Here is a 14,159-nt window from a genome sequence, read left to right on the forward strand (position 1 = left end):
CTGTCTGCGGGTATTGCCTGCAGATGATGATACAGGATGAGTGGCAAACCCACAGTGTGCAAGTGCAGTATCCCTGGGATGGCTCGGGTGTCGATTTCGTTCCGCCGGTGGCCGGGGAATTGATTGACGCCCCCATACATAGGACAATTGGCCGTTTTTAACCCGGTAATGTCGGGCTTTTATCATTGAGGTGTCATGGGCTTTCTCGCAGTCGGGATCAATCACAAGACGGCTTCGGTCGACGTGCGCGAGCGTGTCGCCTTCGCGCCGGACCAGCTGGCGGATGCGCTGCAGCAGCTGCGTGATGAAACGGCCGCTCGGGAAGTGGCGATCCTGTCCACCTGCAACCGCACGGAAATCTACTGCACGCAGGACCAGGCCCGGCCCGAGCAGCTGATCGAGTGGGTGGCGCGCTATCACGGCCTGAACCCGGAGGATGTGGCCCGCTGCAGTTACGTGCATCAGGAGGCCGGTGCGGTCAGCCACATGATGCGGGTGGCCGCCGGTCTGGACTCCATGGTGCTGGGCGAGCCGCAGATCCTCGGCCAGATGAAGGACGCCTGGCAGTATGCCCGCACCGCAGGCACCCTCGGCCCCCGCCTTGATCGTCTGTTCCAGAGCACCTTCAATACCGCCAAGCAGGTACGTACCGATACCGCCATCGGCGCCAACCCGGTGTCGGTGGCCTTCGCCGCCGTGAGTCTGGCGCGGCAGATCTTCGCCGATCTGGGACGCAGTACCGCGCTGCTGATCGGCGCCGGAGAGACCATCGCCCTGGTCGCCCGCCACCTGAACGAGCAGGGCGTCAGCAGGCTGATCATCGCCAACCGCACCCTGGAACGGGCCGAGGAGGTCAGCGCGCCCCTCGGTGGTCGGGCCGTTACCCTGAACCAGATACCCGATGTGCTGCACGAATGCGATATCGTCATCGCTTCCACTGCCAGTCCGCTGCCGATCCTGGGCAAGGGCGCGGTGGAGCGGGCCCTGAAGCAGCGCCGGCACAACCCCATGTTCATGGTCGATATCGCCGTGCCCCGGGATATCGAACCCGAGGTCGGCAAGCTCGCCGATGTCTATCTGTACAGTGTCGATGACCTGCGTGAGGTCATCGAGGAGAACATGCGCTCGCGCCAGGATGCGGCCCAGGCGGCGGAGCGGCTGATCGAGCTGGGTACCGAGGAGTTCATGCAGCGCATGCGTGCCCGCGCCGCGGTGGATGTGCTCAAGCGCTACCGGCAACAGGCCGAACTGCAGCGTGACCAGGAACTGGGCAAGGCGCTGGCCCGTCTGGAACGTGGCGGCGACCCGGCACAGGTGATGGCGGAAATGGCCCGCGCCCTTACCAACAAACTACTGCATGAACCCAGCGTGCAGCTCAAGCGCATGAGCGCGGAGGGGCGCACCGAGTCCCTGTCGCTGGCGATGGAGCTGTTCGGGCTGGACAATGAAACCAGTGCACGGGGCAAACAATGAAAGCATCACTGCTGCAACGTCTGGACACCCTGCGCGAGCGCTTTGAGGAGCTCTCGGCGCTGCTCAGCGATGCCGAGGTCATCAGTGACCAGACCCGGTTCCGCGCCTATTCCCGTGAATATGCGGAGCTGGAGCCGACGGTGCAGTGCTACAACCAGTGGCTCAAGGTCAGCGCCGATCTCGAGGAGGCCCGCAGCCTGCTCAAGGACAGCGATCCGGATATCCGCGCCATGGCCGAGGACGACGCGCAGAGCTGCAGCGCCGCGCTGGCCGAGCTGGAAGCCGAGCTGAACCTGTTGCTGCTGCCACGCGACCCGGATGACGAGCGCAACGTGTTTCTGGAAATCCGCGCCGGCACCGGTGGTGACGAGGCGGCAATCTTCGCCGGTGACCTGTTCCGCATGTATTCACGCTACGCCGAGCGGCGTGGCTGGCGTATCGAGGTGCTGTCGGAGAACCCCGGCGAGCATGGCGGCTACCGTGAAATCATTGCCCGCGTGGATGGGCAGGGCGTCTATGCCCACCTGAAATTCGAATCCGGCGCCCACCGCGTGCAGCGGGTGCCGGAGACCGAATCCCAGGGCCGCATCCACACCTCCGCCTGCACCGTGGCGGTCATGCCCGAACCGGATGAACAGGCCGCCATCGAGATCAACCCCGCCGACCTGCGGGTGGATACCTTCCGCTCCTCCGGCGCCGGTGGGCAGCACGTCAACAAGACCGACTCGGCGATCCGCATTACCCACCTGCCCAGCGGCATCGTGGTGGAGTGTCAGGAGGAGCGTTCGCAGCACAAGAACCGCGCCAAGGCCATGGCCCTGCTGCAGGCGCGGCTGGCCAACCAGCAGCGCGAGGCCCAGGAGAAGGCGATTTCCGATACCCGCCGCTCGCTGGTCGGCTCCGGTGACCGCTCCGAGCGCATCCGCACCTACAATTTCCCCCAGGGCCGGGTCACCGACCACCGTATCAACCTCACGCTGTACAGCCTGGACAGTGTCATCGAGGGCGAGCTGGATGCGGTGATCGAACCGCTGCGCCGCGAGTATCAGGCCGATCAGCTGGCCGCGCTGGATTCCTGATGGGCCGGAGCATCGCTGCCATTCTGGCCGCAGCCAGCCTGCCGGCGTCGGATACGCCGGTGCTCGACGCCGAGCTGCTGCTCGCCCATGTGCTGGGCAAGCCGCGCAGCTACCTGCTGACCTGGCCCGAGCGCGAGCTGGACGAGACCCAGCTGGCGCAGTTCGATGCGCTGCTGGCGCGGCGCCGTCAGGGTGAACCGGTGGCCTACCTCTTGGGCCAGCAGGGTTTCTGGTCGCTGGATCTGAAGGTCGCTCCGGATACGCTGATACCCCGCCCGGACACCGAGCGCCTGGTGGAAGTGGCCCTGGAGCTGGGCCCCGCCGGCCCGGCCCGGTTACTGGATCTGGGCACCGGCACAGGCGCCATTGCCCTGGCGCTGGCGGCGGAACGCCCCCGGTGGCAGCTGATCGGGGTCGATCGCATGCCGGCTGCGGTGGCCTTGGCCCGGCGCAATGGTGAGCGACTCGGGCTGACCCATGCACATTTTCTGCAGAGTGACTGGTTCAGCGCCCTCGACGGGCAGTGTTTCGACATGATCGTCTCCAATCCCCCCTACATCGCCGCAGACGATCCGCATCTGGCGCTTGGCGATGTGCGCTTCGAGCCGGCCAGTGCGCTGGTCAGCGGTGAGGATGGTCTGGACGATATCCGCCGCATCATCGCCGAGGCCCCGGATCATCTCGCGCCGGGCGGCTGGCTCTTGCTCGAGCATGGCTGGCAGCAGGCACCGGCGGTATGTCAGTTGCTGCGCGAGCGCGGGATGAACCTGGTGCAGAGCTGGCGCGATCTGGGTGGTCAGCTGCGGGTCAGCGGAGGGCAGTGGCATGCTTGACGAACAACTGTTGCGCTACAGCCGGCAGATTCTGCTGGAGCAGATCGACGTGGAGGGTCAGCAGCGCCTGCTCGACAGCCGCGTGCTGATCGTAGGCATGGGCGGACTGGGCAGTCCGGCTGCGCTCTATCTGGCCGGTGCCGGGGTCGGCGAGCTGTGGCTGGCGGATGACGACCGGGTGGATCTGACCAACCTGCAGCGGCAGATCATCCATGCCACCGCTGATCTGGACCGACCCAAGACCGACTCCGCTGCCGCGCGGCTGGCCGCGCTCAACCCCGAGGTGCGTATCCATCAGCTGGACCAGCGCCTGCTCGGCGAGCAACTGCGCGAGGCCGTGGCCCGGGTGGATCTGGTTCTCGACTGCACCGACAACTTCACCACCCGCCAGGCGCTGAATTCCACCTGCGTTGCCCTGCGCAAGCCGCTGGTCTCCGGCGCCGCCATCCGGCTGCAGGGGCAGGTCAGCGTGTTCGATCCGCGGGATCCGGCCAGTCCCTGCTACCAGTGCCTGTACGGCGACGGCGATGATGTGGCGCTGAGCTGCAGCGAGGCCGGGGTCATAGGTCCGCTGGTGGGCATGGTCGGCAGCCTGCAGGCACTGGAGGCGCTCAAGCTGCTGGCCGGTTTCGGTGAGCCGCTGGTGGGTCGATTGCTGCTGATCGATGCCCTCAGCAGCCGCTTCCGTGAACTGCGCATCCGCCGCGACCCGGGCTGCGGCTGCTGCGGGGCAGGGCAGGGCAATGTCTGAACAACCCGTCGGCGTGTTCGACTCGGGGGTCGGCGGGCTCTCGGTACTGCGCGAGATCCGCCACTTGCTGCCCGCCGAATCCCTGCTGTATGTCGCCGACAGCGGCTTTGTCCCCTATGGCGAGAAACCGCCGGAACTGATCATCGAACGCAGCTGCTGGATCGCCGACTTCCTGCTGTCCCGGGGAGCCAAGGCACTGGTGCTGGCCTGCAATACCGCCACGGCAGCGGCGGTGGGTGAGCTGCGCGCCCGCTATGGAGTGCCCATCGTCGGTATGGAACCGGCGGTCAAGCCCGCCACCCTGGCCACCCAGACTGGCGTGGTGGGGGTGCTGGCGACCACCGGAACCCTGCGCAGCGCGCGTTTTGCTGCACTGCTGGACCGCTTCGCCGGCTCGGTGAAGGTGGTCACCCAGCCCTGCCCGGGGCTGGTGGAATGCATCGAGCGCGGTGAGCTCGACAGTGACTACCTCACCCAGTTGCTGCTTGGCTATACTCAGCCACTTCTGGAGGCCGGCTGCGATACGCTGATCCTCGGCTGCACCCACTACCCGTTTCTCAAGCCCGCTCTGCAGCGCCTGCTGCCCGGGCATATCCGCCTGATCGACACCGGCGCTGCGGTAGCCCGACAGCTGCGCAACCAGTTGCAGCGGTTCGACCTGCTGGCGCAGGGGCCGGCCCGGCCCGAGCAGTTCTGGAGCAGTGGCGATATCCAGCAGTTGCAGCAGGTATTGCCCATACTCTGGGGGGAGTCGGCACCGGCAGTGCAGGCCCTGGAGCGCTGAACAAGCGCAGCGGAACCAGTTATTGAAGTCTGTATCAAAGCAGTACAACTCTGGTAAGGAAACGACACGATGAAAAGAGCTGCCCTGGCACTATCCTGCGTAATGTCATCCCTGCTGACCATGCCCGCCGCCCACGCACTGGACGGGATTACTGTTCAGATCGGGGAATCCTCCGAAAGCACCACTACCTACCGCATCGGCGCCCAGTTCGAGTTCGGCCGCACCCTGTGGCAGAGTGATTCCGGCGGTGTGCTGCTGAATGGCTACTGGGATGCCGGGGTAACCCGCTGGAGCGGGCTGGATGCCACCAGTGTGACCCTGACCCCCATGTTCCGGCTGAACTTCGGCGCGTCCGAGGGCGGCGTCACGCCCTTTCTCGAGGCCGGCATAGGTGCGGCCTACTTCACCGAAACCAATCTCGATAGTCAGGACCTGGGCAGCAAGTTTCAGTTCGAGGACCGGTTGGGCGCCGGCCTGCGCTTTGCCTCGGGTTCGGAGGTCGGCGTGCGCTACTACCACTACTCCAACGCCGGCATCAAGCAACCCAACGACGGCATCGACATGGGCGCGCTGTATTACCGCCTCGCCTTCTGATCTGTCGCAACCGGGCAGGGATGCCCGGCTCGCACGGGCTCAGCTGTCGAGCAGCGCCCGTGCCGCCTGACGACCGCTGAGCCAGGCATTTTCGATTCGTCCCCCCAGACACCAGTCGCCGCAGACGTACAGGTTCAGTCGCGGGGCGGCCAGTGCGCCCCATTTCAGTTGCTCGGCAGGCCTGGCCTGGGGCCAGAACTGTGCCTGACTGGCGCCCGGCTCCGGTAACGGCTGACCCAGAACCTCCGCCATGGCCTGAGAAAGCTCGGCAATCACCTCCTGCTCGCTGCTGTCGGCATGCCGCTCGGCCCAGCTGGATGTGGATTGCACTACCCAGACTTCCCCTTCGCCACGCGCCGGCTTGCTGCTGTTGCGGGCCAGCCAGTCCAGCGGCCCATCACGCACGAAGCAGGCCTCGACCTGGGTCTGCAGGGGCTGCGCGAAGGTCAGGGCCACACTCCAGCAGGGGCGCAGGTGGACCCGCGCCACATCCTGCTGCAGCGGGGGAGCGACCTCCAGCAGGGGGGCGGCTACATCGGCGGGGACCGCCAGCACCAGGGCGTCGAAGGGGCCGTGGGTGGTGCCGTTGCCGGCATGTACCAGCCAATCGCCCTCGGTAGTCCGCCGCAGGCGCTCGACAGCGCAGTGCTCGAACGGGGTGGCCTGGCGCAGCTGTTGTGCCAGCGCAGCCATGTGGGGGACCGCGACCATGCGCTGGATATCGTCGGAGGAGGGGCGCAGGCCGTATTCGTGGTCATGCAGGTAGAGGTGTGGCGTCCAGTCGGCTATCCACCCCCGGTTCTGCCACTCGCGGGTGGCCTGGCGGAAGGCGGGATGCCTGGCCGTGAAATACTGTGCCGCCATGTCCGCTGGACCTTCGTGTCCGAGCCGCCCGCCCGGCCGAGGCTGGCTGTCGAACAGGGTGACCGGCAACCCGGCGTCGGTCAGAACCCGGGCCGCGCTCAGCCCCGCCAGTCCGGCGCCGATGACGGCGATTCCCTGTTGAGTGATGCGCATGGCTCGGGCCCCTGATTTCGTGGCTGGTCACGGTGCTGCACAGCATCACCGAATCGCCGCCCAGCCGCAATACCTCCGGCATCACCGCCTCTGCACATATTCGCACCCGGGGCGGGTGCTCCTACGGTTGGGAGGAGGGGCTGTTTTTGTGTAGGAGCACCGCCCCGGTGCGAACGGGGCGGGCATGTATCGCACCCGGGGCGGGTGCTCCTACGGTCGGGAGGAGGGTCTGTTTTTGTGTAGGAGCACCGCCCCGGTGCGAAAGGGGGCGAGCATGTATCGCATCTGCGGCGGGTGCTCCTACGGTCTGGGGGAGGGTCTGTTTTTTTGTAGGAGCACCGCCTCGGTGCGAAACGCGGGGGCACGCTCTCTGCCTGTGATAGGCGCGTCCTATGGCGGCCATTGCAGTAAAAGCCCAGCCGGCAGGGTACAATCCGGTTTCCAGTCACCATCGCCACGCGGGAGAAAACTGATGTCTGAACGGGGAGTGCTCCTGGTCAATCTGGGGTCGCCAGCCAGTACCGAGGTGGCGGACGTACGCCGCTATCTCAACCAGTTCCTGATGGATCCCTGCGTGGTGGATCTGCCCTGGTTGCCGCGTCGCCTGCTGGTCAGCATGATACTGCTGCGCCGCCCCAAGGCCTCCGCCGAGGCCTATGCCTCGATCTGGTGGGAGGAAGGCTCGCCCCTGGTGGTAATCAGTCAGCGGGTGCGGGACCAGTTGCGCAGCCGACTGGACATGCCGGTGGAGCTGGCGATGCGCTACGGCGAGCCGTCCATCGAACAGGGCATTCTCGCTCTGGTGCAGCAGGGCGTCAGCGAGATACTGCTGATGCACCAGTATCCGCAGTTTGCTGACAGCACTATCGCCACGGCCGTGCGTGAGGCCCGGCGGGTCATCGATCAGCATGGCCTCAAGGTACACCTGACCGAGCTGCCGGCCTTCCATGACCGCCCCGACTATCTGGACGCCCTGGCCGAAAGTGCCCGCCCTCATCTGGAGGGTGGCTTCGACCATCTGCTGTTCAGCTATCACGGATTGCCCGAGCGTCATCTGCGCAAGGCCGACCCGACCGGCGGCCACTGCCTGAGTTCGCCGGACTGCTGCGAGCGGCCGTCCCCCGCCCATGCTCGCTGCTACCGCTCGCAGTGCAAGTCGGTCAGCCGGGAAGTCGCCCGGCGCTTCAACCTCGGGGATGATCAGTGGAGCCTGGCCTTCCAGTCCCGCCTGGGGCGGGCCAAGTGGATTGAGCCCTACACCGAGGCGGAGCTGGAGAGGCTGGCCGCCCGGGGTGTCAAGCGCCTGCTGGTCATGTGTCCGGCCTTTACCGCCGACTGCATCGAGACGCTGGAGGAGATCGGTGATCGTGGGCGGGAGCAGTTCATCAACGCCGGGGGCGAGGAGCTGGTGCTGATTCCCTGCCTGAACGATCACCCGCAGTGGATGGATGTGCTGGCGGACTGGGCGCGGCGGGAGCCGGTCAGCGCGTGAACTGGGAGGGCGTGGCTCAGCTGCGCCTGAGCCACTCCGACAGGGCCAGGTGCAGCCCCAGACCGACTAGCACCGCTCCCATCAGTCGGTCGAACCAGTGCCCCATGCGGGCAAAACCGCGGCGCACCGCCGGCTGGCTGAACAGCAGGGCCACCAGACAGAACCACAGGGTGGTGGCCAGCGCCAGATAGACACCGTAACCGGCCTGGACCAGGGTCGGCGTCTGCGGACTGATCACCAGGGTAAACACCGACAGGAAGAACAGGGTGGCCTTGGGGTTCAGGCCATTGGTGATGAAACCGACACTGAAGGCCTTGCCGGGGCTCATGCTGACCTGCGAGGCAGACAGGTCTCCGGCATTGGCCTGTGGCCGTGCGCCCAGCGCTTTTATGCCGATGTACAGCAGGTAGGCGGCAGCCAGCAGTTTCAGTAGGTTGAACAGCCAGATCGACTGGGACACTATGAGGCCGATCCCCAGCAGGGAATAGGCCACGTGCAAAAAGATACCGCTGCCGATTCCCAGGGCCGTCATCAGGCCCGCCTGGCGCCCGGCGCTCACGCTGTTGCGGATAACCACGGCGAAATCCGGCCCGGGGCTGATCACCGCCAGCAGATGCACCAGGGCCACTACCAGAAATTCATTCAGATACAATGTGGTTGCTCCGGCCCAAAAGCGGCCATTTTAACGCTCCACTGGACTTTGCACACGGGTCACACAATGAAAAAGCTCTCGGCGGTATTTCTCGATCATGCCTCGCTGGATCAAGGCGACCTGGACCTGCAGGTGCTGCGCGAGGCTGCCGGTCAACTGACGCTGCATGGGGCCACTACCCCCGACCAGGTGGTCGAACGTATCGCCGGACATCAGGTGGTGATCACCAACAAGGTGGTTATCGATGAGCAGGTGATGCAGGCCTGTCCCGGCCTTCAGCTGATCCTGATCGCCGCCACGGGGACCAACAATGTGGACCTGCAGGCGGCCCGTCAGCGGGGCATCGCGGTCTACAACTGCCAGGGGTACGGCACCCCGTCGGTGGCCCAGCACAGCCTGATGCTGATGCTGGTGCTGATCACCCGCTTCGAGAGCTACCGCCGGGCGGTGCGTGACGGCGCCTGGCAGCGCAGTACCCAGTTCTGCCTGCTGGATTACCCCATAGGCGAGCTCGCCGGCCGCACCCTCGGCATCCTCGGCTATGGCGAACTGGGGCAGGAGGTGGGCCGCCTGGCCCGGGCCTTCGGCATGCAGGTGGTGGTCGGTGCGGTTCCCGGGCGGCCGCACCCCGAACGGCCTTCGCTGGAGGCCCTGCTGCCCCGGGTGGATATTCTCAGCCTGCACTGCCCGCTGACGGACAGCACCCGGAACATGATAGGTCGCAACCAGCTGGCGCTGATGAAGCCCGGCAGTCTGCTGATCAATACCGGTCGCGGTGGTCTGGTGGACGAGCAGGCGCTGGTCGACAGCCTGCGCAGCGGGCACCTGGGTGGTGCCGGCTTCGATGTGCTCACCACCGAACCGCCGGCGGCGGGCAACCCGTTGCTGGCGGACGATCTGCCCAATCTGGTGGTGACCCCCCACAGTGCCTGGGGCAGCCGCGAGGCGCGCCAGCGTATCGTCGGCCAGCTGGCGGAGAACCTGCTGCATGCCGCCGGTTCCGGCACCGGCCCCGCACGCCGGGTAGCCTGACGGGGAGCGGTCGGCAATCCGCCCGCGACCCCGGTCACAGATTACCCATCATCACCCCTTGGGGTGATGTAGGCAGAGCGCCCGCTCGCTAGAGTCGCCGGTCCATGCCAGGAGCCGGCATTCCCTGGGGCAACTCAACTGCTGCAGGGGGCGCCATGCCGGACGCTTACGCCATCCATACAGCCCGGTTCCACCGCACCACAGCACAGCAGGGCGCCAGTCTCATCGAGGTTCTGGTTGCCCTGCTGATTCTTGCTGTCGGAGGGCAGGGTGCGATGCTGCTGCAGGCCCAGGCGTTGCGGGTCAGTGCAGCGGCGGCCGACCTCACGCATGCCTCCTTCATCGCCTATGACCTGCTGGATCGCATGCGTGCCAATCCTGACGCTCTGGCGCAGTACGCCATGCAGCTGGATCAGGGTTGTCATCCCGCGACACCGGGAGCGTCGGTAGTACAGACCGACCGCAACGATTTCATGCATGCCGTCACCTGCGAACTGCCCGCCGGGCATGCCCGTGTGCAGGTGCAGGGTCCCCAGGTCAGCATTCACATCGGCTGGTCCCAGGAGCGCCTGGATGGGCCGGGAGCCCAGGCCAGTCTGCTGCTGTCCACGCGCATCAGGGGCCTGCCGTGAAGGGGCGAGGGAGAACCACCCAGGCCGGAGTGGGCCTGGTAGAGCTCATGGTGGCGATGGCCGTGGGGCTGCTGCTGGTGGCCGGTGCGATTCAACAGCTGTTGGCCAACCGCAGCAGCTTCGTGCTTCAGCAGCAACTGGCTGCAGTGCAGGAAAATACCCGCTTCGTGCTAGCCCGCCTCGGTCGCGATATCCGTCAGGCTGGTGCCTTCGGCTGTCTGGATCTGCAGCGGCTGCCCGCGCCGATGGCCGCCCAGCTGCCAGGGCCCCTGGCCACGCCCATCTCGCATTCGGCGGGTGTGCTCAGGCTTGTCAGCGCCGTGACCGTGCATGATCCGGTGCATACAGCGGAGCAGCGCGATGCGGCCGGCTATGATGCACGCTGGCTGCTGGCTACCAACTGCCTGGACGAGGTGCGCGTGGCGGAGGCCGGCGAGACGCTGGCCGTGACCCCGGGGGATATCCTGATTCCCGTACGCAAGGTGGAATACCGGCTGGCCGGCCATAACCTGCAGGTGCGTACCAATGGCGCGGGCAATTTCGAGACGCTGATCGAGGGCGTGGCCAGCTTCGGCGTGCAGTTCGGTCTGGCTGCCAGTGCTGACGAGGACGGTGTGGCAGGGGCCTATGTGGCGACGTTGCAACCGGATGAAGGGCCCCGGGTCCGCAGTGTGCGTATCCTGCTGGCGCTGTCCGACAACCCTGCCGGCCGGGGGCAATTGCGTCAGCGCCGGTACACCCTGGTCAGCGCCCTGCGCAACCGGCTGGAGTGAGCCCGATGTCGCTGCCCAGGTATCGACCCATTCGACCTTGTCAGCGGGGGGCCGCCCTGCTGGTCAGTCTGGTCATGCTGTTGCTGCTGACCCTGATCGCCCTGGCTGGGGTATCCGACTCCACGCTGCAACAGCGCATGGCACATAACTCCCGCCAGCTGAACAAGAGCTTCCAGGCTGCCGAAAGTGCCCTGCGTTATCTCGAGCAGCAGCTCGAAGCCGGATTGCTGAGCTTGCCAACGGATCCCTGTCAGCCGCTCTGTGAGGTACCGGTGACGGTGTTGAACGGGGCTGCGGGCAGCGCGCCGGGGGCGGACTGGAGTCAGCTGCCGGTGAGCGGTAGCGAGGTGGAAGTCTGGTTCCGCCTGGTGCGCCAGGGGGACAGCAGTCTGCTGCCCGGTATCGCGCCTGGCAGCGACGGGACGCTGTACCGGGTCACCGTACTGGCGCGGCAGGGCCAGGTCAGCACGCTGCTCGAGGCCGGCTATGCACAGCAGCAGGGTGCCGCTGCGATGACGGCGTCGGGTGTGGGGCCGCAGGCGTTCCGGCGGGTTGCCTGGAGGCAGCTGCAGTGAATCAGCGACGGGGGCAGGGGTTCAGCCTGATCGAGATCATGCTGGTGGTGCTGGTCCTCGCCATACTGGCGGGTATTGCCCTGCCGTCCTATCAGGAGCACGTGCGCCAGGCCCGGCGCGCCGAAGTGGCGGGTATCCTGCTGGAGAATGCCCAGCGGCTGGAGCGGCACTACGTGCGCCATGGGGGCTACGATGCGGGTACGGTGCCGCAGCTGACGCTGCAGAGTCCGGCCAGCGGCACGCCACTGTATATCCTGCATGCGGCGCTGGGGGCGGAGAGTTTCACCCTGACCGCCACTGCGGTACCGGGCGGGCTGATGGCTGGCGATCCCTGCGCCAGCTACAGCCTGGATCAGATCAATCAGCGCACGCCGGCGGACAGCCGTTGCTGGCGGCGCTGAATAGGGATCAGGAAGGGTTGGATTCTGCCGCTGCTCCAGTGGCCGAGGCGGGGGCCGCCGGCAGTATCAGGTTGAGCAGTATCGCCACCACGCTGCACAGGCTGACACCCTGCAGGGTCAGTTCGTGACTCCCGATGGCCATGCCGCCGATGCCGAACACCAGGGTAACCGAGACGATGCATAGGTTGCGCGCCTCGGACAGGTCCACCTGGTTGCGGATCAGGGTATTGATCCCCACCACCGCAATGGAGCCGAACAGCAGACACAGAATACCGCCCATTACCGGCACCGGAATGCCCAGCAGAACCGCTCCGAACTTCTCGACGAAGGCCAGGCCCATGGCGAAGAAGGCGGCCCAGATCATCACCATGGGGTTGAAGTTGCGGGTCAGCATCACTGCGCCGGTGACTTCGGAGTAGGTGGTATTCGGCGGCCCACCGATGAACGCGGCCGCGGATGTGGCCAGGCCGTCACCCATCAGGGTACGGTGCAGCCCGGGCTTGCGCAGGAAATTCCTGCCGGTCACCGAGCTGATCGCCATGACATCGCCGATATGCTCGATCACCGGAGCCAGCGCGACGGGAATCATGAACAGAATGGCGGCCAGGTGAAATTCCGGAGTCACGAAGGCGGGCATGGCAATCCAGTTGGCGGTACCTATGTTGGTGAAGTCCACCACGCCCAGTATCCAGGACAGGCTGTAGCCCACCACTACTCCAGCCATGATCGGCAGCAGGCGGAATATGCCCCTGGCATAGACAGCCACCACCAGGGTGGTGAGCAGTGCCGCCAGGGAAATGATCATGGCGGCGGATTCGTCCACCAGCTGCAGGCTGCCGTCCCCGGACTTGCCCAGGGCCATGTTCACTGCCGTACCCGCCAGCCCCAGACCGATCACCATGATCACCGGGCCGACCACCACCGGCGGCAGCAGGCGCTGAATGAAATCAGGCCCGCGCAGATAAACCAGCAGGCTCAGCACCAGGTAGACCATGCCTGCCGCTATCAGCCCGCCCAGGGTGGCGGCGATCCCCCAGGTCTGGTTGCTGTACAGGATGGGTGCAATGAAGGCGAAGCTGGACGCCAGGAACACGGGAACCTGGCGTTGGGTGATGAACTGGAAGATCAGGGTGCCAAGACCGGCGGTGAACAGCGCCACACTGGGGTTCATGCCGGTGATCAGGGGCATCAGCACCAGGGCGCCGAAGGCCACGAAGAGCATCTGCGAACCGGCCAGGGCGCTGCGCCAGCCGGTGGTACTCATATCCTGCTGCATCAATGCACGTCCTTCTGCCGTGTGCCGAAGATCTTGTCACCCGCATCGCCCAGGCCGGGAATGATGTAGCCATGCTCGTTCAGATGCTGGTCCACCGAGGCAGTGAAGATCTCCACGTCGGGGTGGGCTTCATTGACCCGCTTGATGCCTTCCGGTGCGGCAACCAGCACCAGTGCGCGGATCTCGTGGGCACCGGCCCGTTTGAGCATGTCGATGGTGGCGATCATGGAGCCGCCCGTGGCCAGCATGGGGTCGATGATCAGCGCCCGGCGCTGGTGCAATTCGTTGACCAGCTTCTGCAGGTAGGTGTCGGCCTCGAGGGTTTCCTCGTTGCGCACCAGACCTATCATGCTCACCTTGGCACTGGGGATCAGGCTGAGTACACCGTCGAGCATGCCCAGACCGGCGCGCAGGATGGGTACCACGGTGATCTTCTTGCCGGCCAGCTTCTCGACTTCCACCTTGCCGCACCAGCCATCGATGGCATGGCTTTCGACCGGCATGTCCTTGGTCGCCTCGTAGGTCAGCAGCGCAGCGATTTCCTGTGCCAGTTCACGGAAGTTCTTGGTGCTGATATCGTTGCGGCGCATCAGGCCGAGCTTGTGACGGATCAGCGGATGGCGGATTTCCTGGATATTCATGGGGCAGGGTTCCTGGCGGGAAAGATACGCGGATAGCCTAAACTAATGCTCGATGCCGGTCATCCGCAATTGGGCGGTAAATCGCCACATTACCTTGCGTGACCGCGGCAGGTGCAGTATTTTGCGTCGCTTTCACCCTTGCCCCGGAGGCTTG

General features: G+C 65.7%; 16 protein-coding genes. 12 read left to right on the forward strand and 4 right to left on the reverse strand.

Annotated features, from left to right (window positions below):
- Positions 1–195 precede the first annotated feature (195 nt).
- From hemA to VF673_RS10365, 6 genes are all read left to right on the forward strand, one after another.
- Positions 196–1,473, forward strand: a complete 1,278-nt coding sequence (gene hemA, locus VF673_RS10340; RefSeq protein WP_440291873.1) for a glutamyl-tRNA reductase — start codon at positions 196–198, stop codon at positions 1,471–1,473.
- Positions 1,470–2,552 (forward strand): peptide chain release factor 1, encoded by a 1,083-nt coding sequence (gene prfA / locus VF673_RS10345; protein WP_440291874.1) that lies wholly within the window; start codon positions 1,470–1,472, stop codon positions 2,550–2,552. Before hemA ends, prfA begins: the two co-directional genes overlap by 4 nt.
- Positions 2,552–3,385, forward strand: a complete 834-nt coding sequence (prmC, locus tag VF673_RS10350) for a peptide chain release factor N(5)-glutamine methyltransferase (RefSeq protein WP_440291875.1) — start codon at positions 2,552–2,554, stop codon at positions 3,383–3,385. Before prfA ends, prmC begins: the two co-directional genes overlap by 1 nt.
- Positions 3,378–4,136 (forward strand): molybdopterin-synthase adenylyltransferase MoeB, encoded by a 759-nt coding sequence (locus VF673_RS10355; protein ID WP_440291876.1) that lies wholly within the window; start codon positions 3,378–3,380, stop codon positions 4,134–4,136. Before prmC ends, VF673_RS10355 begins: the two co-directional genes overlap by 8 nt.
- Positions 4,129–4,920 carry a glutamate racemase gene (gene murI, locus VF673_RS10360; protein WP_440291877.1) on the forward strand — a complete coding sequence of 264 codons (792 nt, stop codon included), beginning with the start codon at positions 4,129–4,131 and terminating at the stop codon, positions 4,918–4,920. The genes VF673_RS10355 and murI overlap by 8 nt, the downstream gene beginning before the upstream one ends.
- A 69-nt stretch (positions 4,921–4,989) precedes the next feature.
- Positions 4,990–5,514, forward strand: a complete 525-nt coding sequence (locus VF673_RS10365; RefSeq protein ID WP_090535794.1) for an acyloxyacyl hydrolase — start codon at positions 4,990–4,992, stop codon at positions 5,512–5,514.
- 39 nt (positions 5,515–5,553) lie between these two features.
- On the opposite strand, the gene VF673_RS10370 is transcribed toward VF673_RS10365, so the two are convergent.
- Positions 5,554–6,531 carry an NAD(P)/FAD-dependent oxidoreductase gene (locus tag VF673_RS10370; RefSeq protein WP_440291878.1) on the reverse strand — a complete coding sequence of 326 codons (978 nt, stop codon included), beginning with the start codon at positions 6,529–6,531 and terminating at the stop codon, positions 5,554–5,556.
- A gap of 472 nt (positions 6,532–7,003) precedes the next feature.
- Here VF673_RS10370 and hemH point away from each other — a divergent pair, with 472 nt between their 5' ends.
- Positions 7,004–8,023, forward strand: coding sequence for a ferrochelatase (hemH, locus tag VF673_RS10375; RefSeq protein WP_440291879.1), 1,020 nt, complete (start codon positions 7,004–7,006; stop codon positions 8,021–8,023).
- Between the two features lie 16 nt (positions 8,024–8,039).
- Here hemH and VF673_RS10380 read toward each other — a convergent pair whose 3' ends face one another.
- Positions 8,040–8,675 carry a LysE family transporter gene (locus VF673_RS10380; RefSeq protein ID WP_440291880.1) on the reverse strand — a complete coding sequence of 212 codons (636 nt, stop codon included), beginning with the start codon at positions 8,673–8,675 and terminating at the stop codon, positions 8,040–8,042.
- Between the two features lie 66 nt (positions 8,676–8,741).
- Between VF673_RS10380 and VF673_RS10385 the strand changes: the two genes are divergently transcribed.
- The 5 genes from VF673_RS10385 to VF673_RS10405 all read left to right on the forward strand — a co-directional run bounded on the left by VF673_RS10385 (position 8,742) and on the right by VF673_RS10405 (position 12,088).
- A complete protein-coding gene (locus tag VF673_RS10385) occupies positions 8,742–9,707 on the forward strand; it encodes a 2-hydroxyacid dehydrogenase (protein WP_440291881.1) in 966 nt (321 codons plus the stop codon).
- A 155-nt stretch (positions 9,708–9,862) separates the two neighbouring features.
- Positions 9,863–10,339: a type IV pilus modification protein PilV gene (pilV, locus tag VF673_RS10390; RefSeq protein ID WP_177197752.1), complete on the forward strand. Its 477-nt coding sequence runs from the start codon at positions 9,863–9,865 to the stop codon at positions 10,337–10,339.
- Positions 10,336–11,112, forward strand: a complete 777-nt coding sequence (locus VF673_RS10395; RefSeq protein WP_440291882.1) for a PilW family protein — start codon at positions 10,336–10,338, stop codon at positions 11,110–11,112. Before pilV ends, VF673_RS10395 begins: the two co-directional genes overlap by 4 nt.
- A 5-nt stretch (positions 11,113–11,117) precedes the next feature.
- Positions 11,118–11,687, forward strand: coding sequence for a pilus assembly PilX family protein (locus tag VF673_RS10400; protein ID WP_440291883.1), 570 nt, complete (start codon positions 11,118–11,120; stop codon positions 11,685–11,687).
- Positions 11,684–12,088: a type IV pilin protein gene (locus VF673_RS10405; protein WP_440291884.1), complete on the forward strand. Its 405-nt coding sequence runs from the start codon at positions 11,684–11,686 to the stop codon at positions 12,086–12,088. The genes VF673_RS10400 and VF673_RS10405 overlap by 4 nt, the downstream gene beginning before the upstream one ends.
- A gap of 7 nt (positions 12,089–12,095) precedes the next feature.
- Here the strand turns inward: VF673_RS10405 and VF673_RS10410 are convergent, their stop codons facing one another.
- Together VF673_RS10410 and upp are read right to left on the reverse strand one after the other, a co-directional pair.
- The gene (locus VF673_RS10410) at positions 12,096–13,364 is read right to left on the reverse strand and encodes a uracil-xanthine permease family protein (protein WP_440291885.1); all 1,269 of its coding nucleotides are present in this window, start codon (positions 13,362–13,364) and stop codon (positions 12,096–12,098) included.
- Positions 13,364–14,005, reverse strand: a complete 642-nt coding sequence (upp, locus tag VF673_RS10415) for a uracil phosphoribosyltransferase (RefSeq protein ID WP_440291886.1) — start codon at positions 14,003–14,005, stop codon at positions 13,364–13,366. The genes VF673_RS10410 and upp overlap by 1 nt, the downstream gene beginning before the upstream one ends.
- Positions 14,006–14,159 lie beyond the last annotated feature (154 nt).

The sequence above is a fragment of the Halopseudomonas sp. Lyrl_26 genome (assembly GCF_051948695.1).
Lineage (GTDB): Bacteria > Pseudomonadota > Gammaproteobacteria > Pseudomonadales > Pseudomonadaceae > Halopseudomonas > Halopseudomonas formosensis.